20 protein-coding genes, 1 pseudogene and 1 riboswitch are annotated in these 24,479 nt (G+C 71.6%); of the genes and pseudogenes, 5 read left to right on the top strand and 16 right to left on the bottom strand.

What is annotated here, in order from left to right; genetic code table 11:
- Window positions 1–87: 87 nt before the first annotated feature.
- The 4 genes from AB0E05_RS09325 to AB0E05_RS09340 all read right to left on the bottom strand — a co-directional run bounded on the left by AB0E05_RS09325 (window position 88) and on the right by AB0E05_RS09340 (window position 4,294).
- Complete coding sequence (locus AB0E05_RS09325) at window positions 88–1,092, bottom strand: ABC transporter permease (RefSeq protein WP_361960979.1); 1,005 nt, start codon at window positions 1,090–1,092, stop codon at window positions 88–90.
- A 478-nt stretch (window positions 1,093–1,570) separates the two neighbouring features.
- Window positions 1,571–2,377, bottom strand: a complete 807-nt coding sequence (locus AB0E05_RS09330; protein ID WP_361960981.1) for an enhanced serine sensitivity protein SseB C-terminal domain-containing protein — start codon at window positions 2,375–2,377, stop codon at window positions 1,571–1,573.
- A gap of 151 nt (window positions 2,378–2,528) precedes the next feature.
- Window positions 2,529–3,305 carry an enhanced serine sensitivity protein SseB gene (locus AB0E05_RS09335; protein ID WP_361960983.1) on the bottom strand — a complete coding sequence of 259 codons (777 nt, stop codon included), beginning with the start codon at window positions 3,303–3,305 and terminating at the stop codon, window positions 2,529–2,531.
- Window positions 3,306–3,595: 290 nt separating this feature from the next.
- Window positions 3,596–4,294 carry an AAA family ATPase gene (locus AB0E05_RS09340; protein WP_361960985.1) on the bottom strand — a complete coding sequence of 233 codons (699 nt, stop codon included), beginning with the start codon at window positions 4,292–4,294 and terminating at the stop codon, window positions 3,596–3,598.
- A gap of 211 nt (window positions 4,295–4,505) precedes the next feature.
- Window positions 4,506–4,599: riboswitch (glycine riboswitch) on the top strand.
- Window positions 4,600–4,768: 169 nt separating this feature from the next.
- On the opposite strand from AB0E05_RS09340, the gene gcvT reads away from it, so the two are divergent.
- The 4 genes from gcvT to AB0E05_RS09360 all read left to right on the top strand — a co-directional run bounded on the left by gcvT (window position 4,769) and on the right by AB0E05_RS09360 (window position 9,339).
- Window positions 4,769–5,896, top strand: a complete 1,128-nt coding sequence (gcvT, locus tag AB0E05_RS09345; protein ID WP_361960987.1) for a glycine cleavage system aminomethyltransferase GcvT — start codon at window positions 4,769–4,771, stop codon at window positions 5,894–5,896.
- A gap of 204 nt (window positions 5,897–6,100) precedes the next feature.
- Window positions 6,101–6,478: a glycine cleavage system protein GcvH gene (gcvH, locus tag AB0E05_RS09350; protein WP_361960989.1), complete on the top strand. Its 378-nt coding sequence runs from the start codon at window positions 6,101–6,103 to the stop codon at window positions 6,476–6,478.
- 61 nt (window positions 6,479–6,539) lie between these two features.
- On the top strand, window positions 6,540–7,799 hold the full coding sequence (gene glyA / locus AB0E05_RS09355) for a serine hydroxymethyltransferase (RefSeq protein WP_361960991.1): 1,260 nt from the start codon (window positions 6,540–6,542) through the stop codon (window positions 7,797–7,799).
- Between the two features lie 172 nt (window positions 7,800–7,971).
- Window positions 7,972–9,339 carry an L-serine ammonia-lyase gene (locus AB0E05_RS09360; RefSeq protein WP_361960993.1) on the top strand — a complete coding sequence of 456 codons (1,368 nt, stop codon included), beginning with the start codon at window positions 7,972–7,974 and terminating at the stop codon, window positions 9,337–9,339.
- Between the two features lie 358 nt (window positions 9,340–9,697).
- Here AB0E05_RS09360 and AB0E05_RS09365 read toward each other — a convergent pair whose 3' ends face one another.
- The 12 genes and pseudogenes from AB0E05_RS09365 to AB0E05_RS09420 form a co-directional block, all read right to left on the bottom strand.
- The gene (locus tag AB0E05_RS09365) at window positions 9,698–10,774 is read right to left on the bottom strand and encodes a zinc-binding dehydrogenase (RefSeq protein ID WP_361960995.1); all 1,077 of its coding nucleotides are present in this window, start codon (window positions 10,772–10,774) and stop codon (window positions 9,698–9,700) included.
- A gap of 28 nt (window positions 10,775–10,802) precedes the next feature.
- Window positions 10,803–12,260, bottom strand: a complete 1,458-nt coding sequence (locus tag AB0E05_RS09370) for an aldehyde dehydrogenase (protein ID WP_361960996.1) — start codon at window positions 12,258–12,260, stop codon at window positions 10,803–10,805.
- A gap of 38 nt (window positions 12,261–12,298) precedes the next feature.
- Complete coding sequence (locus AB0E05_RS09375; RefSeq protein ID WP_361960998.1) at window positions 12,299–14,164, bottom strand: alkyl sulfatase dimerization domain-containing protein; 1,866 nt, start codon at window positions 14,162–14,164, stop codon at window positions 12,299–12,301.
- Window positions 14,165–14,226: 62 nt separating this feature from the next.
- Window positions 14,227–15,366: an acyl-CoA dehydrogenase family protein gene (locus AB0E05_RS09380; RefSeq protein ID WP_361961000.1), complete on the bottom strand. Its 1,140-nt coding sequence runs from the start codon at window positions 15,364–15,366 to the stop codon at window positions 14,227–14,229.
- A 45-nt stretch (window positions 15,367–15,411) separates the two neighbouring features.
- Entirely contained in the window at window positions 15,412–17,112 is a 1,701-nt protein-coding gene (locus AB0E05_RS09385; RefSeq protein WP_361961002.1) for a class I adenylate-forming enzyme family protein, read from the bottom strand.
- Complete coding sequence (locus tag AB0E05_RS09390) at window positions 17,109–18,365, bottom strand: MmgE/PrpD family protein (RefSeq protein ID WP_361961004.1); 1,257 nt, start codon at window positions 18,363–18,365, stop codon at window positions 17,109–17,111. Before AB0E05_RS09390 ends, AB0E05_RS09385 begins: the two co-directional genes overlap by 4 nt.
- A gap of 19 nt (window positions 18,366–18,384) precedes the next feature.
- Window positions 18,385–19,158: a citryl-CoA lyase gene (locus AB0E05_RS09395; RefSeq protein ID WP_361961006.1), complete on the bottom strand. Its 774-nt coding sequence runs from the start codon at window positions 19,156–19,158 to the stop codon at window positions 18,385–18,387.
- Window positions 19,159–19,200: 42 nt separating this feature from the next.
- On the bottom strand, window positions 19,201–20,100 hold the full coding sequence (locus AB0E05_RS09400; RefSeq protein ID WP_361961008.1) for an SDR family oxidoreductase: 900 nt from the start codon (window positions 20,098–20,100) through the stop codon (window positions 19,201–19,203).
- Window positions 20,101–20,140: 40 nt separating this feature from the next.
- Complete coding sequence (locus AB0E05_RS09405; RefSeq protein WP_361961010.1) at window positions 20,141–20,470, bottom strand: CoA transferase; 330 nt, start codon at window positions 20,468–20,470, stop codon at window positions 20,141–20,143.
- Window positions 20,449–21,387: pseudogene (locus tag AB0E05_RS09410) on the bottom strand (CoA transferase); the annotation flags it as partial. The pseudogene AB0E05_RS09410 and the gene AB0E05_RS09405, both read right to left, overlap by 22 nt.
- On the bottom strand, window positions 21,384–22,565 hold the full coding sequence (locus AB0E05_RS09415; RefSeq protein WP_361961012.1) for an acyl-CoA dehydrogenase family protein: 1,182 nt from the start codon (window positions 22,563–22,565) through the stop codon (window positions 21,384–21,386). The pseudogene AB0E05_RS09410 and the gene AB0E05_RS09415, both read right to left, overlap by 4 nt.
- A gap of 54 nt (window positions 22,566–22,619) precedes the next feature.
- Window positions 22,620–23,363 carry an IclR family transcriptional regulator gene (locus AB0E05_RS09420; protein ID WP_361961014.1) on the bottom strand — a complete coding sequence of 248 codons (744 nt, stop codon included), beginning with the start codon at window positions 23,361–23,363 and terminating at the stop codon, window positions 22,620–22,622.
- Between the two features lie 101 nt (window positions 23,364–23,464).
- On the opposite strand from AB0E05_RS09420, the gene AB0E05_RS09425 reads away from it, so the two are divergent.
- The gene (locus AB0E05_RS09425) at window positions 23,465–24,361 is read left to right on the top strand and encodes a LysR family transcriptional regulator (protein ID WP_361961016.1); all 897 of its coding nucleotides are present in this window, start codon (window positions 23,465–23,467) and stop codon (window positions 24,359–24,361) included.
- Window positions 24,362–24,479 lie beyond the last annotated feature (118 nt).

Genomic DNA, 24,479 nt, shown 5'->3' on the forward strand with positions numbered 1-24,479 from the left:
ACGCCGGGAAACCATTCGGGAGCCGCCTGACAGGGGTGGCAGGGGCACGTTCAGTTGTGTGCGGCCGTCCTCGGCCGCCGCGGGCCGTCACCGGGTGCCCTTGGGGTCGAGCGCGTCGCGCACGCCGTCGCCGAAGAGGTTGAAGGCCAGCACCGTGATGAAGATGGCGAGTCCCGGGATGACCATGAAGGTCGGGTCGGCCTCGTAGGTCTTCACCGCCGTGGAGAGCATCTGGCCCCAGGACGCGGTCGGCGGACGGACGCCGGCGCCGAGGAAGCTGAGCGCGGCCTCGGTGAGGATGTTCGTCGGGATCATCAGCGTGGCGTAGACGGTGATGGGGGCGACCAGGTTCGGCAGCAGCTCCTTGAAGAGCACGTAGCGCGATCCGGCGCCCAGGCTGCGGGCGGCCTCGATGTACTCCTTCTCGCGCAGCGAGAGGGTCTGGCCGCGCACGATGCGACCGACGTAGGGCCAGCCGAAGAAGCCGATGACCGAGACGAGGATCGCGATGCGCACGCTCGAACCGGTCAGTCCGAACAGGTCGTTGGGTAGCACCGCGACCAGGGAGATGATGAAGAGCAGCTGCGGGAAGGACAGCAGCATGTCCATGACCCGGCTGATGATCGCGTCGACCCAGCCGCCGAAGTAGCCGGCAATGATGCCGAAGACCGTGCCGAGCAGTACGGCGACGACCGCGGCGAGGAAGGCGACCAGGAGCGAGATCCGGGCGCCGTACACGATCCGGCTGAAGACGTCCCGCCCGTTGTTGGGCTCGACGCCCAGCAGGTGCTCGGAGCTGATGCCGCCGAAGGAGCCCTTGGGCGTGTTGAACAGCGGATCGAGCTTGTCCTGGTGGAACTTGTTCGGCGGATGCCCGAACAGGTCGACGATCAGCGGAGCGAAGATCGCGACGAGCACCAGGAAGATGACAACGATGCCGCCGGCCAGCGCCAGCTTGTCCTGTTTCAGCCGTGACCAGGCGATCTGCCGTAGCGATCGCCCCTCGACCGACTTCCTGACTACAGCCGCCGCGACATCGGTGGACGCGGCCTTGTCCGCTTCCGTGCCCGTGTCGTGCATTGGTGCCGTCATCGTGGTGGGGACCCCTCCCGGCCGGAGGTGACCGGCCCGTACCCGCCGCTGTAGCGGCTTGCTGTGAACTTCTGGTGCACGAGGAGCAGTTGGTACGAGATGTACGAGTTACCCGGCCGTACACGCGGGCGAATCTCCCCTTGGTGCGGGAGTCTTCAACGGTCGCGCGATCAGCCGCCAGACCCCCAAGCCAATGGTTGCCCAAACGTGATGCGCGTAGAGGGATTCCGTTATCCGGACTGTGCCACGGGCTGAGCGGGGACCCATCTCCCCCTGCACCAACGACAGTTGAGCCACCGTCCGATAATCGGTGTCAAGATGTCCCGGGGATTTACCTGCACTTCCAAGGGGTTACGTCCGCAGAATCCCTGAATCCAGTGCTCGAACCCCGAAAACGGGTGAGGAAACGGGGAGCGCCCCTTCGGGGTAGGGCCCGAGAAGAGGTGTCGGCGTGGGAGCGGGAGCCGGGCCCGGTCGGTCAGTGACCGGCCACCGACGGGTAGCCGTAGCCGCCGGGGGTGGCGCCGGGAGCCGCGCCGGGCGCGCCGCCGTGGGCGTCCCGGTCGTAGAACGGCCGGGCGTTGGCCCGCAGCCACATCCCCACCGGGTCGTACTCGTCCGACAGCGCCACCGTCGACACCGGCAGCCCGTCGGGCACTGCCGTGATGGACTGCTGCATCATCGCCCGCACCGCGTCCACCGACTGCCGGCTCGTGTCGTACAGGTCGAGGCCGATGGCCAGGTACGGGGCGCCCAGCGCGGGCTGCACCCAGGCGCGGCGCAGGGAGCGGACGGCGGGCGTGTGGTGCGCGTTGCGCGACAGCAGGGCGTAGAAGTGCGGGATCTCCAGGGCGGGCTCGGACAGCCGCAGCGGCCCCGCGGGCATCCGGTCGAGGCCGGTGGCGATCCGGCGCAGATCCGGCCAGGGGATGCCGACGCCGCCGCCGGGCGCGTGCGGGTTCAGCCAGATGCCCCAGCGGTCGGGGTAGAGGGCGCGGGCCGCGTCGAGCCCGGTGACGACCTCGTGGGCGCGGTTCCAGCCGGAGACGGACAGCTCCTGGGCGGAGGTGACCGCGGGGGCGTAGCCGACGCCGTCGACCTCCAGGTTTCCGTACTGGGCCTCGGGGGAGCCGGGGCGGCCGTGCCACAGGAGCATCCAGATGCGTCCGCCGGTCGGATCGGCGAGGGCTTGGAGCAGTGCCTCGTACGCGTCGTACCGTCCCGGGGTCACCTGGCGGAGCATGTGCTCGATCTGCCCGGTCGCCGCGGTGCCTGACGCGCTCACCCTGTTCCGCCCCTTCGTCCCGACCCTGTCTCGAACCTGCCCCGCTGCTCGTCCCGTGGAACAACCGGTGGTGACGGAGCCAGCTTAATCGGGCCGCCCGACAGCCCGCGGCCTCTCGTGACCGCTTCACCCGCGTCGGGCCGCGAAGCCGCTACCGCCGCTCGTAGAAGGGGCGGACCTTCTCCAGCATCCACTCGCCCACCGGGTCCCGGGCGACGTCCAGCAGGACCAGGTTCACCGGCCAGGGGGATGCGGTCCGGCCGAGGGCGCGGCCGAGGGCGTCCAGCGGGGCGGCCTGCTCGGCGGGCCCCCAGGCGGAGAGTTGGACGCCGACGAAGAGGGACGGGGCGTCGCCCTCGACCGAGGCCAGTGCCCGACGCGCGGTCATCACCACGCCCGTGTCCTGGAACTCCTCCGCGGCGGCGCTCAGGAACTCCACCGGGTCCTCCTGCCAGTCCGGCTCGAACAGCCGCACCCGGCCGCCGCTCGCCAGCCCGGCGCCCGGGGCGCCGTCGGGGAGGGCGTCCGCGAGCGGGGGCCGACCGCCGCGGCACAGCTCCGCGACCGCGGGCGGCGGCAGCGGGACGCCGACCGTGCCGCCCGGATTCACCGCGATGCCCACCTGCGGCTGGAGCCCGCGGGCGAACTCGCGCGCCGGCGCGACGACATACGAGACGTAGTCGCCGACGCAACTGCGGTACTGCTGCTCGGAGCTGAACACCGGTACGTACGCGGCGCCGTCGATCTCCATCATCGGCAGGTCGAGCTCCCGGCTGTCCGGGGCTCCGCCCTGCGGCAGCGGCACCCATATCTCACTGCGGCCCAACACCTCGACGAGCCGCGCGCCCGCCCCCGGGTCCCCCAGCGAGGCGGCGAGCACCCGCTCCAACTCGTTTGCGGGCCACGCGCCCGTCTCCAGCAGGTCCATGTGTCCCAGCATGCCCATCCCGCTTCGCGCCTCTCCCCGACTCACCAACGACCGACTCGCCACGGCCGACTCACGGCCCGTCCCGTACTCCTGGAGCCCGCACTGCATGAGCCCGTGCGACGTGGACCCGTACGACGTGGGCCCGCGCTGCTTGAGCCCCGACTGCTTGAGGCGGACGGCCCCACCGTACGGACCCGTCGACCTCTCCCCCTACGCCCGGAGGGCGCGGGGGACCCCATGACTCTAGGGCCTGTCCGGTCCAGGGCCGTCCGCTCGGTGCCGCGGGCCGGCTACTCGGCCCGGAAGCCGATGCGGGTCAGGGTCGTGGCGGCCGGGCGGTCGAGGAGTGTCACCGAGGCGCAGCCGAAGGGGGTGCGACCCGCCTCCGCGTCCGCGATCAGCCGGCCGGCGGCCCGCCGGTGGCGCGCGAAGGCGTAACCGGAGACTCCGCGTCCGCGCTCGCGCTGCCCCTCCCGGGCGACGTCGGGCGGGACGTCCAGCAACAGCAGATGGAGCGCCGCGCCGCGCCGCCGGGCCTGGCGGGCGAGCCAGCGGCGGACCCACGCCTGGGTGCCGCAGTCGTGGACCACGACGCTGTGGCCCGAGCGCAACGCCTTGCGCAGTCCGGCGTAGTGCGCCATGCGGACGAAGGGGCGGTACAGGGCGTACGGGAGGAAACGGGGCGTCGCCGCGTCCCAGCGGTCGCGGGTGTCCTGGGAGTCGATGCGCGGGCTGCGGACCGTGCGCTTGATCAGGGTCGACTTGCCGCTGCCGGGCAGTCCGGAGACCACGACGACGTCTCCCGCCGCGAAGGCGAGCGCGCGGGGGCTGCACCCCGAGCGGCCCCTGAGGTCCCGTAGGGCGGATGTTTCCGAAAGCGCGGCCAGGGCGGCGGGCACTGGCTCCCCCACCCGCTGCCGCACGGGCACCTGTGGCTGTGCGGGCACCCCCGCGGTAGTGGCGTAGGCACCGGAGTGCTGCAACGTCATCACACCCTCCTCCCCCGGTTCAGGTCACCCACACACATGCCCATGGAGCGTAAAGAAATGGTAATGCGCTGCCACCTATTTCTTCGGTGATCCCCGGCGGCCGGTGTTGCGCGCGGTTTCGGGCGCGCTCCGGGCGCGAACGATCCGGTCCGCACTCCCCCTTCCCGCCCGCGCGTGCAATGATGTGCGCGCCAACTGCATACCGGCCGCTTGAATCCACGCGGGAGAGTCCCGGCACGTCCGCCGGGCGCCGAAGGAGCAAGTTCCTCCCTTGAATCTCTCAGGCCCCGTACCGCGTGCGATGAGGCAGATCTGAAAAGCGGGCCGCATCCGTCGGCTCCACCCAAGGTGCAAGTCACGACCGTACGCCCATCAGTACGTACGATCGCGACGAACCTCTCAGGTTCCGATGACAGATGGGGAGGATCGTCCTCGTCGTCATGTGTTTTCGTCATGTCCCTGGGAGAAGCGTCCATGAGCCCGTCCGCGAACACCGTCCCCCGCCGAACCGCCCTCGACGCGCTGCACCGCTCGCTGGGCGCCACCATGACCGACTTCGCCGGCTGGGACATGCCGCTGCGGTACGGCAGCGAGCGCGACGAGCACAACGCCGTGCGCACCACCGCGGGGCTCTTCGACCTCTCCCACATGGGTGAGATCACCGTCTTCGGCCCGCAGGCCGCCGCGCTGCTGGACCACGCCCTGGTCGGCAACATCTCCACGGTCGGCACCGGCCGCGCCCGTTACACGATGATCTGCCGCGAGGACGGCGGCATCCTCGACGACCTGATCGTGTACCGCACCGGGGCCACGGAGTACATGGTCGTCGCGAACGCGGGCAACGCCCAGATCGTCCTCGACGCCATCGTGGAGCGGGCCGCGGGCTTCGACGCCGAGGTGCGCGACGACCGCGACGCGTACGCCCTGATCGCCGTCCAGGGCCCGGCCTCCCCCGGCATCCTGAAGTCCGTCACCGACGCCGACCTCGACGGTCTGAAGTACTACGCGGGCCTGCCGGGCACGGTCGCCGGCGTGCCCGCGCTGATCGCCCGCACCGGCTACACCGGCGAGGACGGCTTCGAACTCTTCGTCGCGCCGGAGCACGCCGAGGAGCTGTGGCGGGCGCTGACCGAGGCCGGGGCACCGGCGGGCCTGGTGCCGGCCGGGCTGTCCTGCCGGGACACCCTGCGCCTGGAGGCGGGCATGCCGCTGTACGGGCACGAGCTGACGACCGCGCTCACCCCCTTCGACGCCGGCCTCGGCCGGGTGGTGAAGTTCGAGAAGGAGGGCGACTTCGTGGGGCGCGCCGCGCTGACCGAGGCCGCCGCGCGCGCCGAGTCCGCGCCCCCGCGCAAGCTGGTCGGCCTGATCGCCGAGGGCCGGCGGGTGCCCCGCGCCGGCTATCCGGTGGTCGCCGGCGGCGAGGTGATCGGCGAGGTCACCTCGGGCGCGCCGTCCCCCACCCTCGGCAAGCCGATCGCGATGGCGTACGTCGACGCGGCGCACGCCGCGCCGGGGACGGCGGGCGTCGCGGTCGACATCCGGGGTGCGCACGAGCCGTACGAGGTCGTGGCGCTCCCCTTCTACCGTCGCGAGAAGTGAGCCGGCGCAACCCCCTCAGGGCGTGTCCAGACAGGCCCTAGCGGGCCGCGGCCCACAAGGCCCCGCGGCCCCGCCGTACGGCGGTGACCGCCGCCGCGCACCGGCCGGTCAGCCACCCCGTCCGGCCCTCGAAGTGACCAGCGGCACGTCAGCGCGCCGCCCGTCCGTCCGTTCGCCCTTTCCGCATACAGGAGAATTCAGGTCATGAGCAACCCCCAGCAGCTGCGCTACAGCAAGGAGCACGAGTGGCTGTCGCCCGCCGAGGACGGCGTGTCGACGGTCGGGATCACCGAGCACGCCGCGAACGCGCTCGGTGACGTCGTCTTCGCCCAGCTCCCCGCCGTCGGCGACGACGTCACCGCGGGCGAGTCCTGCGGCGAGCTGGAGTCCACCAAGTCCGTCAGCGACCTGTACTCGCCGGTCTCGGGGGAGGTCACGGAGGTCAACCAGAACGTCGTGGACGACCCGTCGTTGGTGAACAGCGCCCCCTTCGAGGGCGGCTGGCTGTTCAAGGTGCGGGTCACCGGCGAGCAGGACGAGCTGCTCACGGCCGACGAGTACACCGCGTTCTCCGCGGGCTGACGGTCACGCTCCGTACGACCACAGACAGCACACAGGGATCAAGGGACACAGGGACTCACACATGTCGCTTCTCAACACCCCTCTCCACGAGCTGGACCCGGACGTCGCCGCCGCCGTCGACGCCGAGCTCCACCGCCAGCAGTCGACCCTGGAGATGATCGCCTCGGAGAACTTCGCTCCGGTCGCGGTCATGGAGGCCCAGGGCTCGGTCCTGACCAACAAGTACGCCGAGGGCTACCCCGGCCGCCGCTACTACGGCGGCTGCGAGCACGTCGACGTGGTCGAGCAGATCGCGATCGACCGCGTCAAGGAGCTCTTCGGCGCCGAGCACGCCAACGTGCAGCCGCACTCGGGCGCCCAGGCGAACGCGGCGGCGATGTTCGCGCTGCTGAAGCCGGGCGACACGATCATGGGTCTGAACCTCGCCCACGGCGGGCACCTGACCCACGGGATGAAGATCAACTTCTCCGGCAAGCTCTACAACGTGGTCGCCTACCACGTGGACGACGCCACCGGTCAGGTCGACATGGCCGAGGTCGAGAAGCTGGCCAAGGAGTCCCGGCCGAAGCTGATCGTGGCCGGCTGGTCCGCCTACCCGCGCCAGCTGGACTTCGCCGCCTTCCGTCGGATCGCGGACGAGGTCGGCGCGTACCTCATGGTCGACATGGCCCACTTCGCGGGTCTGGTGGCGGCCGGGCTGCACCCGAACCCGGTGCCGCACGCCCACGTCGTGACCACGACCACGCACAAGACGCTGGGCGGCCCCCGCGGCGGCGTGATCCTCTCCACCGCCGAGCTGGCGAAGAAGATCAACTCCGCGGTCTTCCCCGGCCAGCAGGGCGGTCCGCTGGAGCACGTCATCGCGGCGAAGGCGGTCTCCTTCAAGGTCGCCGCGTCCGAGGAGTTCAAGGAGCGCCAGCAGCGCACCCTGGACGGCGCGAGGATCCTCGCCGAGCGGCTGGTCCGCGAGGACGTCACCCAGCACGGCGTCTCGGTGCTCTCGGGCGGCACGGACGTGCACCTGGTCCTGGTGGACCTGCGCGACTCCGAGCTGGACGGGCAGCAGGCCGAGGACCGGCTGCACGAGGTCGGCATCACGGTCAACCGCAACGCCGTCCCGAACGACCCGCGGCCCCCGATGGTGACGTCGGGCCTGCGGATCGGCACCCCGGCGCTGGCCACCCGCGGCTTCGGCGAGGAGGACTTCCGCGAGGTCGCGGACGTGATCGCGCAGGCCCTGAAGCCGTCGTACGACGCGGCGGCGCTGCGCGACCGGGTCTCGGCGCTGGCGGCGAAGCACCCGCTGTACCCCGGCCTGTAACCCGTACGTTTGTACGAGGTGCGGGGGCATCGCGCACACTGAACGGTGAGCCGGTGCCCCCGCTCGTACGTCAGCCCCCACCCCTTACGTCACACCGGCCCCACCCTGCACAGCCCGCACCGCCTGCACAGCCGGCAGACAACGGCGTCTACCAACCCGCTAGGAGTTCTCCGTGGCCATCTCGGTCTTCGACCTGTTCTCGATCGGCATCGGCCCGTCCAGCTCGCACACGGTCGGCCCGATGCGTGCGGCCCGGATGTTCTCCCGGCGGCTGAAGAACGAGGGCCTGCTCGCCCACACCACCGCGGTCCGCGCCGAGCTGTTCGGCTCGCTCGGCGCCACCGGCCACGGCCACGGCACCCCCAAGGCGGTGCTGCTGGGCCTGGAGGGCGCCTCCCCCCGCACGGTCGACGTCGAGGGCGCCGACGAGCGCGTGGCGACGATCAGGGCGGCGGGCCGGCTGAACCTCCTCGGGGCGCACGAGATCGCCTTCGACGCCGACGAGGACCTGGTCCTGCACCGCCGCAAGGCGCTGCCGTACCACGCGAACGGCATGACGATCACGGCGTACGACGCCGAGGGCGCCACCGTGCTGGAGAAGACGTACTACTCGGTCGGCGGCGGCTTCGTCGTCGACGAGGACGCGGTGGGCGAGGACCGGATCAAGCTCGACGACACCGTGCTGAAGTACCCCTTCCGCACCGGCGACGAACTGCTGCGGCTCACCAAGGAGACCGGACTCTCCATCTCCTCGCTGATGCTGGAGAACGAGAAGGCGTGGCGCACCGAGGACGAGATCCGCACGGGCCTGCTGGAGATCTGGCGGGTGATGCAGTCCTGCGTGACCCGCGGCATGACCCGCGAGGGCATCCTCCCCGGCGGCCTCAAGGTCCGCCGCCGCGCCGCCAACACCGCCCGCCAGCTGCGCGCCGAGGGCGACCCGCTGGCCCGCGCGATGGAGTGGATCACCCTCTACGCGATGGCGGTGAACGAGGAGAACGCGGCGGGCGGCCGGGTGGTGACCGCCCCCACGAACGGCGCCGCCGGCATCATCCCCGCCGTGCTGCACCACTACGTGAACTTCGTCCCCGGCGCCGACGAGGACGGCGTGGTCCGCTTCCTCCTCGCGGCCGGCGCGATCGGCATGCTCTTCAAGGAGAACGCCTCGATCTCCGGCGCCGAGGTCGGCTGCCAGGGCGAGGTCGGCTCCGCCTGCTCGATGGCGGCCGGCGCCCTCGCGGAGGTCCTGGGCGGCACCCCGGAACAGGTCGAGAACGCCGCGGAGATCGGCATGGAGCACAACCTGGGCCTGACCTGCGACCCCGTCGGCGGTCTGGTGCAGATCCCGTGCATCGAGCGCAACGGCATGGCGGCGGTCAAGGCCGTCACGGCGGCGAAGATGGCGATGCGCGGCGACGGAAACCACCTCGTCTCCCTGGACAAGGTCATCAAGACGATGAAGGACACCGGGGCGGACATGTCGGTGAAGTACAAGGAGACCGCCCGGGGCGGGCTCGCGGTGAACATCATCGAGTGCTGACGCTCTCGGGTGCGCTTCCCCCCCTCGCGGCGAGGTCGGAACGGCCCTGCCACGTGGAGGGTGGTCACCTGCGCGAATCCGTCGGCCTGGGGCCTGTTTGATGGATCTTGCTGGGCTCGCCGTACTGCCCTGAGAGGTTGGTGACACGGCCGGCGGGTGCGTGGCCTGCGACGCCGGTGCGGGGCCGGTGGTCGCTGGGCCCGCATCCGTCGAGCCGTCCCGCCCCGCTCCGTCCCCGGGCAGCGGGCGGCCTGTAGCTGCCATGAGCGCACGTGATCTCCCGGATGCCGCGATGCGGCCAAACTCGCCGCCCGCGCCTGATTCCTCGTGCCACTGAGGGCCCACCACACGGGCCGCATCAGGCGATGTCGATGACGGTGCGCAGTGCCTCGCCGGTGTGCATCTGCCGGATCGCCTCGTTGATCCCGGTCAGCGGCACATGATGGGTGATCATCGACTCCAGGTCGATGCGGCCGGTCCGCCACAGGTCGAAGATGGTCGCGTAGGTGCGGCGGATGTCGTCACCGCCGTAGAAGGAGGGGAGCACCTTCTTCTCGTTGAGGACCAGCTCGGCCATGCTCAGGTCGTTCCGGTCCGTGCGGGAGCCGGCGCCGACCAGGCACACGGTGCCACCGAGGCGGACGGCGTCGTACGCGGACCGCAGCGTGGCCGCCTTGCCGACGGCCTCGAAGGCGTAGTCGAAGCCGTGGCCGTCGGTGACGCGCTGGGTGACCTCGGTCAGTTCGTCCGGGGCGACGGCTTGGGTGGCGCCGAACTTGAGTGCCATGTCACGGCGGTTCGCGGTCGGGTCGACCGCGATGATCTGCGCGGCTCCGGCGACCTTCGCTCCTTGGAGGATGCTCACTCCGACGCCGCCCAGGCCGATGACGACGACCGAGGAGCCCGGTCGCACCCTCGCGGTGTTGAGGGCGGCACCGATCCCCGTGGTGACGCCGCAGCCGACGAGCGCGGCGATGTCGTACGGGACGTCGTCGGGGATCGGGATGGCGGCATAGGCCGCGATCACCGTCTCCTCGGCGAAGGTACCGGCGCCCAGCATGCCGGGCAGTACCTTCTCGCCGTGTCGGAAATTCGGGTTCGCGAGGTTGCCGTAGCCACTGCGGCACAGGTGGCCGTCGCCCGCCTTGCAGGCGCGGCACCGGTCGCAGGGCGGCATCCAGCAGACGATGACGCGGTCGCCCGGCTTGACGTGAGTGACGCCTTCGCCGACCTCGACGACCTCACCGGCGCCTTCGTGGCCAGGGACGAAGGGCGCGGGGTGGCTCAGCACCCCGTTCATCGCGGACAGGTCGGAGTGGCACAGACCGGCCTTGTGCATTCTGATGCGCACCCGGCCGGCGCCGAAGGACACGGAATCGACCTCGGTGACGTCGAGGGTGTCGTCACCGGTCTTGTGGAGTATCGCTGCGTGCATGAGGGGCTCTCCTCGTGAAGGGCGGGGATCAGCTCGGGTTCGGGGCGGGAAGGTTGACGGCCTGGTACTCGAAGTAGGCGGCGAGCCCCTCCGGGCCGAACTCCCGCCCGATGCCCGAGTTCTTGAAGCCGCCGAAAGGGGCGGCCAGATCGAGGCGGAAGCCGTTGACCGTGACGGTGCCGGTGCGCACGCGTCGGGCGACCTCGGTCGCCCGTTCCGGATCGGCGCTGAAGACGGCCCCGGACAGGCCGAACGCGGAGTCGTTGGCGAGGGCGACCGCCTCGTCCACGGTCTCGTAGCGCAGAAGACAGACGACCGGGCCGAAGATCTCCTCACGGGCGATCCGCATGTCGTTGGTGACGTCGCCAAACAGCGTGGGACTGACGTACCAGCCGGTGCTCAGCCCCTCCGGAACCCCGCCGCCAGTGAGGACCTTCGCCCCCTCCTCCCGCCCGATCCTGATGTACTCAAGGTTCCGCTCCTGCTGCTGCCTGGTCACCATCGGTCCGACCACGGTCGTGGGGTCTGCCGGGTCTCCGACCTTCAGTCCGGCGAACGCGCCGGTCAGCGCGGTGGCGACCTCGTCGTAGCGGGAGGCCGGGACCAGGACCCGGGTGAGGGCCACGCACGCCTGACCGCTGTTGGCCGCGCAGGTGCCGCCGACGACGGCGGGCACCGCCACCGCGAGGTCGGCGTCGTCCAGCAGGATCGCGGCGGACTTGCCGCCGAGTTCCAGGGAGACGCGGGTGAGGTTCTCGGCGGCGGCGGCCATGATGGCCTTGCCCGCGGCGACCGAACCGGTGAAGGCGACCTTGTCGACGTCGGGGTGGGCCACCAGGTACGCGCCGGTCTCACGGCCGGCGGGAAGGACGCTGAGCACCCCGTCGGGGAGTCCGGCCTCCGCACAGACGTCCGCGAGCCAGTTGGCGTCGAGCGGGGTCTCCGGCGACGGCTTGAGGATGACGGTGCAGCCGGCGAGCAGTGCGGGGGCGAGCTTCCCGGCGATGGTGAGCTGGGGGACGTTCCACGGGGTGATCGCGGCGACCACCCCGACCGGCTCCCTGCGCACCAGGACCGGGCCGCCGGTGCCGGGACGCTCGTCCTCCTGCGAGAACCGTTCGGCGGCGAGTGCCACCGCGAACGCACCGACGGCGGAGAGCGCCTGGCCGCGCACCGAGAAGAGCATCGGGGAACCGTTCTGCAGGGTGACCAGCTCCGCCAGTTCCCGGTGGCGGGCCGCGATGGCGTCCTTGATTCGGGTGACCACCTCGGCGCGCTCCACGAGGGACAGCCGCGGCCAGGGGCCGTGGTCGAATGCGGCCCGCGCCGCGGCCACCGCCTTGTCCACGTCCGCGGGGGTGGCGTGCGGAACCCGCCCGACGACCTGCTCGGTCACCGGTGAGACCACCTCGATGGTCTCGGTGCCCGCGGGTTCGACCCACTGTCCGGCGATGAAGAGGGTGTCGTGTTCCACGATGTCGCTCATGTGCTGGCTGCTCCTCGACGGGGGTGGGGTGGGCGGGCTCACGGGAGCGCGATCGGGAAGTGCAGCGGGGGCTCTTCCAAGAGGCCGAAGAACGTGGCGAGGACGTTCGCGTCACCTTCGAGCGCGACCGTTCCGGCGTCGGTGGCCTCGGCGAACGTGGTCCGCCTCGCCAGCACCAGGTCGAAGGTGGCACGGTCCAGGCGCAGGGCGAGGTGTGGTGCCTCCCCGCCCGGTGCGTCACCGCGCATGGGGGTGAGCACGCCGTTGCCGACGAGGACGGTCCACGCCTCGTCCTTGTCCGGGAACTCCCAGCGCATCAGCAACCGGTGGGCCGCTGCGCGCGGTCCGTCCAGGCGCACCGCGAGGGACTGGAAGATCTGTTCGGTGGTCAGCCCGGCGAGCATGTCGAGGCTCTGGTGGTGCGGCTCGCTGCCGGCCGGGCCGTCGGCGTCGGCTCGCAGTTCCTGGGCTCCGGTGAGGTAGAAGTTGCGCCAGACGCCGTTCTCCTGGGCGTGTCCCAGCGCCTCGTAGGTGCGGGTCTGGAGTTCGCGTGCAGCGACGTGCTCGGGCTCCGCGAACAGCACGTGGTTGAGCACTTCCGCCACCCAGCGCAGGTCGCCCTGTTCGTACGAGTCGGCGGCCTTGGTGACGACGGTGTCGGCGCCGCCCATGAAGGCCACGTACCGTCGGGCCTGTTCGACCGGCGGGTGCTGCCACAGGTGCGCGGGGTTGCCGTCGAACCACCCCATGTACCGCTGGTAGACGGCCTTGACGTTGAGGCTGAGGGAGCCGTAGTAGCCGCGGGTGTGCCATGCCGAGCCCACCTGGCCGGGGAAGGAGGTCAGCTCCTCCGCGATCTCCGTGCCGGTGAGACCGCGGTTCATCAGTCGGACGGTCTGGTCGTGCAGATACGCGTAGGCGTCGCGCTGCTGGGTGAGGATCTCCAGCACCTCGGAGTGGCCCCAGGTGGGCCAGTTGTGCGAGCCGATGAGGATGTCGGCGTCGTGGAAGAGCTGGATGCACTCGGTGATGTACCCGGCCCAGGCCCGGGCGTCGCGCACCAACGCGCCGCGTGGAGTGAGCGTGTTGTGCAGGGTGTGGTTGACCATCTCGGCGACGAGCAGGACCTTGTGGTCGGGGAAGTAGAAGTTCATTTCCGAGGGCGCTTCGGAGTCCGGCGCCAGTTGGAAGACGAACCGTATGCCGTCCAGCGTCAGTTCCTGGCCGGTGTGGGTGACGGTGGCGGTCGGGGGCACCAGGCCGATGGTGCCGGTGGACAGGGCCTGTGCGATGCCGAAGCCCACCGTTCCCTGCGGTCCGGCGGGGAGGGACTTGCCGTACATGTAGACGGCGCGGCGGCGCATGGCGGGCCCGGCGAAGACGTTCTCGCTGACGGCGTGCTCCATGAAGCCCTCGGGTGCGACGACGGCGACCTCGCCCGCGGTGACCGCGGCGGCCGTGGTCACACCGAGCGCCCCGCCGAAGTGGTCCCCGTGACTGTGGGTGTAGACGACGGCCTTGACGGGGCGCGCACCGCGATTGCGTCGGTACAGTGCCAGGCCGGCCGCCGCGCACTCCTTGGAGACCAGCGGGTCGATCACCACCACGCCCGTCTCCCCCTCGACGATCGTCATGTTGGAGACGTCGAGGCCGCGCACCTGGTAGAAGCCCGGGGCGACCTCGAACAGGCCCTGCGCGGTGTTGTGTCCGGCCTGGCGCCACAGGCTCGGGTCGACCGTCGGGGGGCAGGTGTCCGTGGTCAGGAAGTCCCAGCGGTCGTTGTCCCAGACCACGCGGCCTTCGGCGGTGCGGATGACGCAGGGTTCGAGCTTGTCGATCAGCCCGCGGGTCGCATTGGTGTGGTCGGTGCGGTCGTCCCAGTTCAGGTCCGGTGTGGTCGTCATGGTTCCTCATCCAGTCGGTGCCGAGGAGATACGGGTCAAAGGGGGATGCGGGTGGGAGCGGGTCAGCCGCGGAGCAGCGCGCGGCCGATGATGAGCTTCTGGATCTCGCTGGTGCCTTCGTAGATGCGCATGACGCGCACGTCGCGGGAGATGCGCTCGACGGTCGTCTCCCGCATGTAGCCCATGCCGCCGTGGATCTGCACGGCGCGGTCGGCGACCCGGCCGGCCATCTCGCTGGCGAACAGCTTGGCGGTGGACGGTCCGATCTTGGTGTCCTCTCCGGTGTCGTACTTCCGGGCGACGTCCAGGACCAGCGCGCGTGCGGCGTCGAGTTCGGCCCTGCTCTCGGCCAGCAGCGCCTGGACGAGTTGGAACCGGCCGATGGGCGCGCCGCCCTGCTTGCTCTCGCGGGCGTGGGCGATCGACTCCTCCAGGGCCCGTTCCGCCTGTCCGACGCAGAGCGCGGCCACGTGGACCCTGCCCTTGGCCAGGGAGCGCATCGCGGCGCTGAAGCCCTTGCCCGCCATGCCTCCCACCAATGCGGAGTGCGGGACGCGGACCTGGTCGAGGAAGACCTCGGAGGTCCAGGCCCCGGCCTGGCCCGTCTTGGCGTCCTTCGGGCCGACGGTCAGACCGGGGGCGTCCTTCTCGACGAGGAAACAGGAGATCCCGTCCGTGCCCTTCGCCTCTTCGTCGGTGCGGGCGAACACCATGAGGACGTCGGCGACGGCGGCGTTGGTGATGAATCGTTTGGCGCCCGAGATCTCGTAGAACCCGTCGCCGGTGTCCACCGCGCGGGTCGTCATCCCCGACGGGTCCGAACCCGCCTCCGCTTCGGTGAGCGCGAAGGACGCCACCGCGCCCTCGGCCAACCGCGGCAGCCAGCGGTCCCGCTGCTCGGGCGAACCGTAGTTGACCAACACCTGCCCGGCGATCCCGATGTTGGTGCCGAACATGGAGCGGAAGGCGAGGCTGGTGTAGCCGAACTCGAAGCAGAGTCGGGCGTCCTCCTCGACGGAGGCGTTCATGCCGCCGTACTCCTCGGGCAGGGTGTAGCCGAACAGGCCCATGTCGACGGCCTTGCGCCGGATGTCGGCCGGGACCTCGTCGTCGAGTTCCATCTCCCGCTCGCGGGGCACGACGTCCTCCCGGACGAGACGGCGGACGGCGGCCAGGACGGACGCGAATTCGGTGGCTTCCACGGTGTTTCCTCTTCTCGGGACGTGGGTGATGGCAGCGGGCGGGGTTCAGGCGCACCGGTCCTGGAGGCGCTGTCTCAATTGCGTCTTGAGGACCTTTCCGGTCGGGGTGAGGGGGAGGGCTTCCACCACGTGCAGCTCGCGAATCCGCTGGTAGGGCGCGACCCGGGCGGCGACGTGGGCCATGACCTCGTCCAGGAACTCCTGGCCCCGCTCGGCCTCGGCCGTCGACCGCGGGTGCAGCACCACGAATCCGACCGGGATCTCGCCCGAGGCGGGATGGGGACGGCCCACCACCGACGCCTGCGCGATCGCCGGATGGGAGCAGAGGAGTTCCTCCAGCGGCTGGGGGTAGACGTTGTAGCCCTTGTAGATGAGCATGTCCTTCGCCCGTCCCACCAGGAAGAGGAAGCCGTTCTCGTCCAAGCGGCCCAGGTCCCCGGTGCGCAGCCAGCCGTCCACGAACTGCTCCGCCGTCAACGCGGGCGCGTCCTGGTATCCGTCGGTGATCTGCGGACCGCGCGCCCAGATCTCTCCGGTCTCACCCCGCGGGTGCACCGTGACACCGTCCTCGGCACGGATCTCGACCTCGGTGTTGGCGATCGCGACGCCCACGCTGCCCGGGGGCGTGTCGACGTCGGCCCCCGGCGGTGACATGGTCAGGCCCATGGTCGCCTCGCTCAGTCCGTAGCCCTCGGTGACGCTCGCCGCGGGGAACGCCCGGCGCAGCGCCGCCAGGGCGCCGGTGTCGATCGGGGCCGCGCCCGAGGTGATCATGCGTACGGAGGAGAGGTCGTGCCTCCCCAGCTCCGCGCTGCGCAGCATCCCGTAGTACATGGCCGGAGAGCCGGACATGTGGGTCACGCCGTACTGCTCGATGTCGCGGATGAACTGGTCCGCGTCAAACCGTCCGCCGGTGATGACGGCGGTGGCTCCCAGGAGCGTGTTGACGTTGTGGCCGACCAGGCCGAGGCCGTGGAAGAGGGGGGCGATGGCGATGTTGCAGCCTTCGCCGGGAACGATCGTCCTGGGCGCCGGGTCGCTGAGGCGGCGGACCCGGACGCCGCCGTCCTCGTCCAGGTGCGGCAGCGAAGCAGAGCGCCAGCATCCGGTCTGCACCACATTGGCCACCAGGTTGCGGTGCAGGACGCGGACGGCCTTGGTCCTTCCGGTGGTCCCCCCGGTGAGTTGGAGGTGGGCCACGAGGTCGGGATCGACGCGGTAGTCCAGCGGGTCCGAGGCCAGCAGCTCGGCCAGCGGGACCGAACCCTCCGGTCCGGCCCCGCCGCCGTCCGGGGCCGGGCCCGCGGCCGTGGCGGGGACGAGGACGACGAGCCGGACCGCGTCGGAGACGGCGTCGACGAGCCCGGGCGCGCCGGCCGGATGGCTGACGACGGCCTTGGCGCCGCAGTCGGCGAGTTGGGACCGGAGCGGGCCGAGCGGCTGAGCGGGGTTGAGCGGTGCCACCGCGAGCCCGGCGCAGAGCGCGCCGTAGTAGACGACGACGTACCAGTACGTGTTGGGCATGTGCAGGGCCACCACGTCACCCGGCTCAAGTCCGCGCTCGCGCAGCCCGCCGGCCACCCGTCGGGCCGCGTCGTGGAGTTGGGCGAAGGTCAGCGTCTCCTCGCCGTCCACCAGTGCGGTTCGGTCCGGGTAGGCGTGGGCCGCTCCCGCGAGCAGGGCGTCCGCTCCGACTCTCGGGATGTCGAGGGACGGCGGCATGTTCTTCGGCCGAACGGGGGTCACGAGTTCTCCTGGCGGCTGTCGAGGGAACGGGCGCTGGGCGTCCGGGAGCGTGGGCGGCAGATCGTTTCGGTGAGCAGTGCGCGCGCGGACGCCCAGGTGAGGCCGTTGAGCAACTGGGGCACGTCGGCACCGCAGGCCGTGAACTTGCGCTCCAGATCGTCCTGGGACGGTGCGCGGAGCGGCGCGCCCGGTGGCTGCGCGAGCCGGGTGTGCAACGTGCCGCCCCGGACGAGTTCCAGCCGGATGTCCGTCTCGCCCGACAGCAGGCCGTCGCCGCCGGGGACGAGCACGGTCTCGGTCGCGGCGACCAGGCGCCGGGTCTCCGCTCTGGCAACGGCGGCATCGGTGAAGGAGTCGAAGTCCGGGAAGGGGTCCAACAGCGCGGTCGCAACGGCGTACGGCAGGCTGAACTTGCCCTCCAGTCCGGTCGACGGCCGATCGTGGATCAACGGCCGCACGCTCGCCTCGGGCGTGGTGACCACGATGCGGTCGACGTCCGCGGGGTCGAGGGGGCCGTGGCGCGCCCGTAGTTCGCGGACGGCGGCGATGGGCCGCTGCATGGCGTAGCAGCAGGGGTGCAGTTTGACGGCCAGACCGCCGGGGATCGCAGGGCCGCCGAGGTCCACCGGGGATGCGCCCGCGCCCACCAGCCGCATCCAGGCTTCGAGGGCTCGCGGGTCGGCGGTCGCGCCGGCCCGCGCCAGCCGCGCGGCGCGCACCCCGGCCTCGGCCGCGAACCCGACTTGGAGGGATTTTCCCTGCGTGCCGAAGGCAGCTTGCACTCCCCCCGCCGCCGGGAGGGCCAGCACCAGCGCGGTCGTCAGTTGCCGCGGGGAGAGGCCGAGGGCGACGCCGGCGGCGATCGCGGCAGCCGGCGCGCCCTGGGTGCAGGTGGCGTGCCACCCGGCCGCGTAGTGCGGCCAGCCGAGGGCCGTGCCGAGCCGGGTCATCACCCCGGCCCCGGCCAGATAGGCGCGGGCGTCGCCGCCGACGGCGAGGGCCGCGGAGACCACCACCACGCTGACGTGGCTGGTCGATTCGAGCTGCACGTCGTCGAAGTCCAGTACGTGGCCGACCGCCGCCCAGCGTGCGGCGTCCGGCAGGGGCCCGGCGATGCGTGCCACCTCGTGGTCCCGGGCGGCCAGTGCGACGGCCAGCGTGTCCCGCAGCGAGCGGTCGGCCAGTGCGAAGTCAGGGGCGGCGGGTTCGTACGAGTGCGCCCAGCGGGCGAGGGTCTCGGCGAGGGACGACATGGTCGGTCCTTGGTTCCGGTCAGCGCTGGGGCTGGTAGTCGGTGTGCTCTTCTACGTGCCGGAACAGGGCTTGCGCGGTGCTGTCCGCGGCGCCGCGCGCCGCTTCCTCGGCGATGTGGCCCACGAGGCCGACGGCACGGGCGGCCACCACGACCGTGCGGACCTGCTGCCAGGCGAAGCCGAGGTCGGCGAGGACCCCGCCGAAGGCGCCGGCTCCGTTGAGGGTGATGGGCTTGCCCCGGCGGCGCTCCAGCTCGGCGTGCACGGCTTGGAGGAGGAGGCTGTGGCGGCCGAGGAACCCCCACTCCTCGGCGAGTTGGAAGAAGCGGGCGGTGCGGGGGTCGCGCGGCCGGTGGACGGGGTGACCGAAGCCGGGCACCTTCTCGCCGCTCTTCTCGTACGCGTCGAGGATCGCCGAGGCGGTCGACTCGGCGCTCTGGCCTTCCGGCGCCGAGTCCAGGGCCTCCTGGAGGGTGCGGGCGGTCAGCTCCATGGCACCGAGGTACACGCTGCCCGCGCCCAGGAGTCCGGCGGCCACGGCCGCCTGGGTGGCCTCGGGGGCGCCCAGCCAGGTGAGGCGGGTGGCCAGGGAGCTGGGGGTGAAGCCGTGCTCGGCGATGCCCACCATCAGGGCGTTGAGCATGTGGGACTCGTTCGCGGTCGGCAGCCGTCCCCGGGCGCCGAGGAAGACGAGGTCGGCCAGGCTCGTGTGGCCGATGACCTCCGAGCACAGGTCGTAGCCGTAGATGTTGATGGAGTCGGTGGTGGAGTGGCCGATGCGGGTGGTGTACATGACTGCCCTTTCACGGTGGCGCCTGCGTGTTTCCGCTCTGGTTCAGACGGAGGGGACCAGGGTCGGCGGAGCCGACGGGAGGTTGGCCAGCGCCGCGTCGAGGGCCGTGAGCGTCCAGCGGCCCGGGCTCTGATGGGTCTCCCGCACCGCCCAGCCGTCGTACACGTCGATCCGGCCGCCCCGGATCATCAGCAACTGGCCGTTGGCCCGGCACTCCTTCGCCGCGAGCCAGGCGACGAGCGGGGAGACGTTCGCCGGGTCCCAGGCGTCGAACTCACCCTCCCGGGGTGCGAGCTTCTCGGCGAGCCCCGGGGTTCCCATCGTCATCCGGGTGCGGGCGACCGGCGCGATGGAGTTGACCCGTACGCCGTAGCGCTCCAGCTCACGGGCGGCGACCACGGTCATCGCCGCGATGCCGGCCTTGGCTGCGGCGTAGTTGAGCTGGCCGGGGTTGCCACGCAGGCCGGACCCGGACGAGGTGTTGATCACCGAGGCGCGGACGGCGCGCCCCGCCCTCGTCCGCTCGCGCCAGTGGGCGGCGGCGTGGTGGAGCGGGGCGAAGTGGCCCTTGAGGTGGACCGAGATGACCGTGTCCCACTCGGCCTCGGTCATCTTCGCGATGGTCGCGTCGCGGGTGACGCCGGCGTTGTTGACCAGGATGTCCAGGTCGCCGTAGTGCTCGACGGCACGGTCGACCATCGCGCGGGCGGCGGCGAAGTCGTCGGCGCGGCCGGTGTCGGCGACCGCCCGACCGCCCGCCGCCAGGATCTCCGCGACGACCTCATGGGCGGGTCCTTGGTCGGCGCCTTCGCCGTCCCCCGCGATGCCGGGGTCGTTCACCACGACGCTGGCGCCCTCGGCGGCGAGCAGAAGGGCGTGTTCCCGCCCGAGTCCGCGCCCGGCGCCGGTGACGATCGCCACGCGCCCTTCGAGGCTTCCCATGGAGCATCTTCCTTCGGGTGTAAGGGGCCGTTGAGAGGGGTCAGGGCGAGCCGGGGGCGCCGACGGCCCCGGTGGCCCGCAGCCGGGCTATCTCGTCGTCCGCGTATCCGGCCCGGCGCAGGACGTCGTCGGTGTGTTCGTCGAACAGGGGCGCACGGCGTACGGCGGGCGGCCCGTTCCCCGCGAGACGGATGGGGGTCGCGGCGATGGTCACCGGCCGCTCCACGCCCGGGTGTTCGACCTGTTGGAGCATGCCGCGGGCGGCGAGGTGCGGGTCGTCGAAGAGCGCGTCCGCGGTGTTGACCGGTCCGAAGGGAACCCTGCCGCCGAGGAGGTCCGCAACTCGGCGCGGGTGTGACGGGCGGACCACGCGCCCACCACCTCCAGGACGTCGGCCTGGTGTGCCACCCGGTCGGTATTGCGGGCGTAACGCGGGTCCGTGCCCAGCTCGGGCCGGCCCATCGCCTCGCACAGCAGCCGCCAGTGGTGGTCGGCGGGCGCCGCCGCCAGGGCGACGAAGCCGTCGGCGGCGGGAAAGAGGCCGAAGGGGCAGAGCAGGGGGTGCGCGTTGCCCTCGGGGCCAGGCACCCCACCGGTGTACGAGTGCTGGTAGACGATCCGCTCACAGGCGGCCACCACCGCGTCGTACATCCCCACGTCCACGAACCGGCCGCGCCCGGTGATCTCGCGTTCGCGGACCGCCGCCAGCGTCCCGACGGCCGCGAACAGTGCGGGCAGGATGTCGCCGAAGCCGGGGCCCGTCTTCACGGGCGGACCTCCGGTCGGGCCGGTGATCCCGAGCAGTCCGCCCATCGCCTGGGCGACGATGTCGAAGCTGGGCCAGTCCTGGATCGGGCTGCTTCCGGTGCGCGGGTCGCCGAAGCCGCGCACCGCCGTGTAGACCAGCCGCGGGTTGATCCCGGCGAGTTCCTCGTAGCTCAGGCCGTGCCTCTCCATCACGCCCGGTCGGAAGTTCTCCACCAGGACGTCCGCCGTGGTGGCCAGGCGGCGGATCACGGCTCCGCCGCCTGGTGAGGTCAGGTCGACGACGAGGCCCTGCTTGTTGCGGTTGACGCTCTGGAAGTACCCGCCGTACGCCTTCAGTTCGTCGTTCTCGTCGTAGGGGCCCTGGTCGCGGACCATGTCGCGGAAGGGCGGCTCCACCTTGAGGACGGTGGCGCCGAGATCGGCGAGGACCATGGTGCAGAACGGTCCGGCGAGCATACGGCTGAGGTCGAGGACGGTCAGCCCCGCCAGCGGCCCGGTGGCCGGCGTCCGGGCGGTCATCGTCCGCGGCTCAGCAACGCGTCGGAGATGATCTTCAGCTGGATCTCCGAGGTGCCCTCGAAGATCTTGGTGAGCCGGGCGTCGCGCCAGTGGCGCTCCACCGCGAAGTCCGTGGTGTACCCGGCGCCGCCGTGGATCTGGATGCCCTCGCTGGTGACGCGCTCGGCCATCTCGGTGGCGTGCAGCTTCACCATGGACGCCTGGAGGTTCGACGGGCGGCCCGCGTCGTAATCGGCGCAGATCTGGTGCAGCAGCGCCCGGGACGCCTCGATCCGCGTCGCCATGCCGGCGATCTTGAAGCGTATCGCCTGCTTGTCCGCGATCGGCTTGCCGAACTGCACCCGCTCCTTCGCGTACGCCACCGAGTCCTCCAGCGCGCCGCGGGCCAGGCCGATGGCGCGGGCGGCCGTGTGGATCCGGGCGATCACCAGGTCGCCCATGGCCACCTTGAAGCCGTGTCCCTCCTCGCCCACGGTCATCCCGGGCTCGACGGGGGCGTTGTCGAACGACAGTTCCCAGGTCTTCCAGCCGTGGTAGCCGATCTTGCGCACCGGCGTCCCGGTGACGCCCTCGGGGAGCGTGCCGCGCTCCTTGGGCAGCAGGAAGCAGGTGATGCCGCGGGAGCGGTGCAGCGGATCCACCGGCCGGGTGCGGGCGAACACCTGGAGGTAGTCGGCGCCGTCGGCAAAGGTGCACCACATCTTCTGCCCCGTGATCCGCCAGCCGCCGTCACCGTCCGGCTCGGCGCGGCAGCTCAGGTTCGCCACGTCCGAGCCGGCATCGGCCTCGGAGAGCGCGAACGCGCTGAGGAACTCCCCGCGTGCCATCTTCGGCAGGTATTCGGCCCGCTGCTCGGGGCTGAAGCCGTGCGTGAACTGCTGCCCCCGGGCGATCAGGCTGGCCACGCTCATCCAGCCGCGCGCCAACTCCTCGACGATCAGGGCGTACTCGGACACGCCCATGCCCAGCCCGCCGTACTCCTCGGGGATGAGCACTCCGAAGAATCCGAGGTCGGCCATCTTGTCCCGCAGCTCCATGGGGATCTCGCCGGCGACCGGGTCGAGCGCGTCGGCCGTCGGCAGCACCTCGCGGGCGACGAACTCCCGAGCCAGGTTCCTGATGGCCAGTCGGTCCGCCGTCAGAAACGTTTCTGCGCGGGATTCGGTGTGCAGGTCCATCCCGTGTTCCTCCCTTCGCGCCGCGGGGGCGCCGATGTGGGGTGGGTCGTGTTCTCAGTCGGCGAGCGCCGCGGTGACGGCCATCGCGGTCGCCCGGAGCTGCCGCGCCCACCGAGGCACTCGTCGGGGATCGAACCGGCTGTCGGGCAAGGAGAGGCCGATCCCCGCGACGGGACGGCCCCTCGGGCCGACGACGGCGGTCCCGACCGCGGACACCCCTTCGCGGTTCTGACCCCGGTTCACCGCGTATCCCTTCACGCGGGTCTCGGCGACCGCGGCCCGCAGCTCGCACGGCTCGGTGACGGTGTTCGGGGTGAGTCTCGGCACGGGCCGGGCGAGCACCCGCTCCACCTCGTCGTCCCCCAACAGGGCGAGGAAGGCGAGACCCGTGGAGGTCGCGGTGATCGGGGAGGTCGTGCCGAGCTGGTTGATCGTGCGGACGGGGTGGAGGCAGTCGACCCGTTCGATCAGCACCATGCGGAACGGACCGTCGGGAACCTGCAGGGTGACCGTCTCACCGGTGAGCTCCCCCAGCTCCCGCATCGGACCGATCGCCGCCTCGCGCACCCCACCGTCCCGCAGGGCTGCCGTGCCGAGGGTGAGCATCCGCGTCGTCAGCACCCACCGGGTCTGCTCCTGGCCCACGGACCGGAGCCACCCCTCGGCAGCCAGCGACTGGACGAGGCGCTGCACCGTCGACTTGGGCAGCGCACAGCGGCGGGAGAGTTCGCCGACACCGATGGGCTGGTGCCCGGCGACCGTTTCGAGGATGCGCAGGGTGCGATGGACGGCCTGCACCGGATTCCCCCTCGGCTCGACGGTTCGTTGACCGGCACGCTATGCCGCTCATCGGCACTGGTGAAGCCTTGAGATTCCTTGAGAAGGGGTAGGCAGTGCCTATGGAAAGACGTCACCTCGCCTACTTCGTCGCCACCGTGGAGGCCGGCAGCATCTCGGCCGCGGCCCGTCAGCTCCACCTGAGCCAGCCCTCGGTCTCCCAGGCCATCCGGGAACTCGAACGCGAACTGCGCACCCCGCTCGTCGTACGGGGGCGGAGGTTGACCCTGACCCCCGCCGGCCGGGCCCTCATCGGCCCCGCCCGACGGACCCTGCGAGCCTTCGACGGCGTACGGGCGGCGGTGGAGGAGGTGGACCGGCTGGCGGCCGGACAGCTCGACCTGGCGGTGGTCCCCGCCTGCGCGGTGGACCCCGCGGTGCGGCTCATCACCGCCTTCCGGGAGCGCCATCCCGGTGTCCGCGTACGGGTGCGCGAGGCCGCCAACGGCACGGGAGGCTTCGACGCGCTCCGCCGCGCCGAGGCGGAACTGCTGCTCCACGACCATCCCGCGCCCTACCCGAAGCATCGGGCCGTCCCGGTGGCGCCCGGCCCCCTCATGGCGGTCTTCCCGCCCGGTACCCGTCTGCCCGACGGTCCCGTGGGGCTGGCGGAGCTGTCCCGGCACGAGGTGGTGATGGGCGCCTCGGCCGACTCCGCGGTCGGGACCTGGATCAGCACCGAACTCGCGGCGAGCGGGCTTCCCGCCCTCACCGTCGCCGTGGACAGCGCGCACCGCGACGCCGTCGTCCACTTCGTCCTGGCGGGCGCCGGAGCCACGGTCCTGCCGGAGCCGGCGGCGCGGCCGGCCGGTCTCCTGGGTGCGGTGATCAGGGACGTGGACTTCACCGTTCCGCGCCACTGCTTCCTCTACCACCGGATCGGCCCGCTCTCGCCCGCGGCGCGGGCACTGGTCGCCCTCGCCGAGGAACAGGCGGAGAACCCGCCCGCACACGGTTGAGCCGGCCCGGGCGACCCGAGGAGTCCCCGAGACGGGGAGCGACGCACGGCCGGCGACGGTACGGGCCGGGCGCCCTCGTCCCCAGGGCCCTTGTTGTGGATCTTGCGGGGCTCCGCAG

The organism is Streptomyces sp. NPDC048057, assembly GCF_040653095.1.
In the GTDB taxonomy this organism is placed as follows: Bacteria; Actinomycetota; Actinomycetes; order Streptomycetales; family Streptomycetaceae; genus Streptomyces.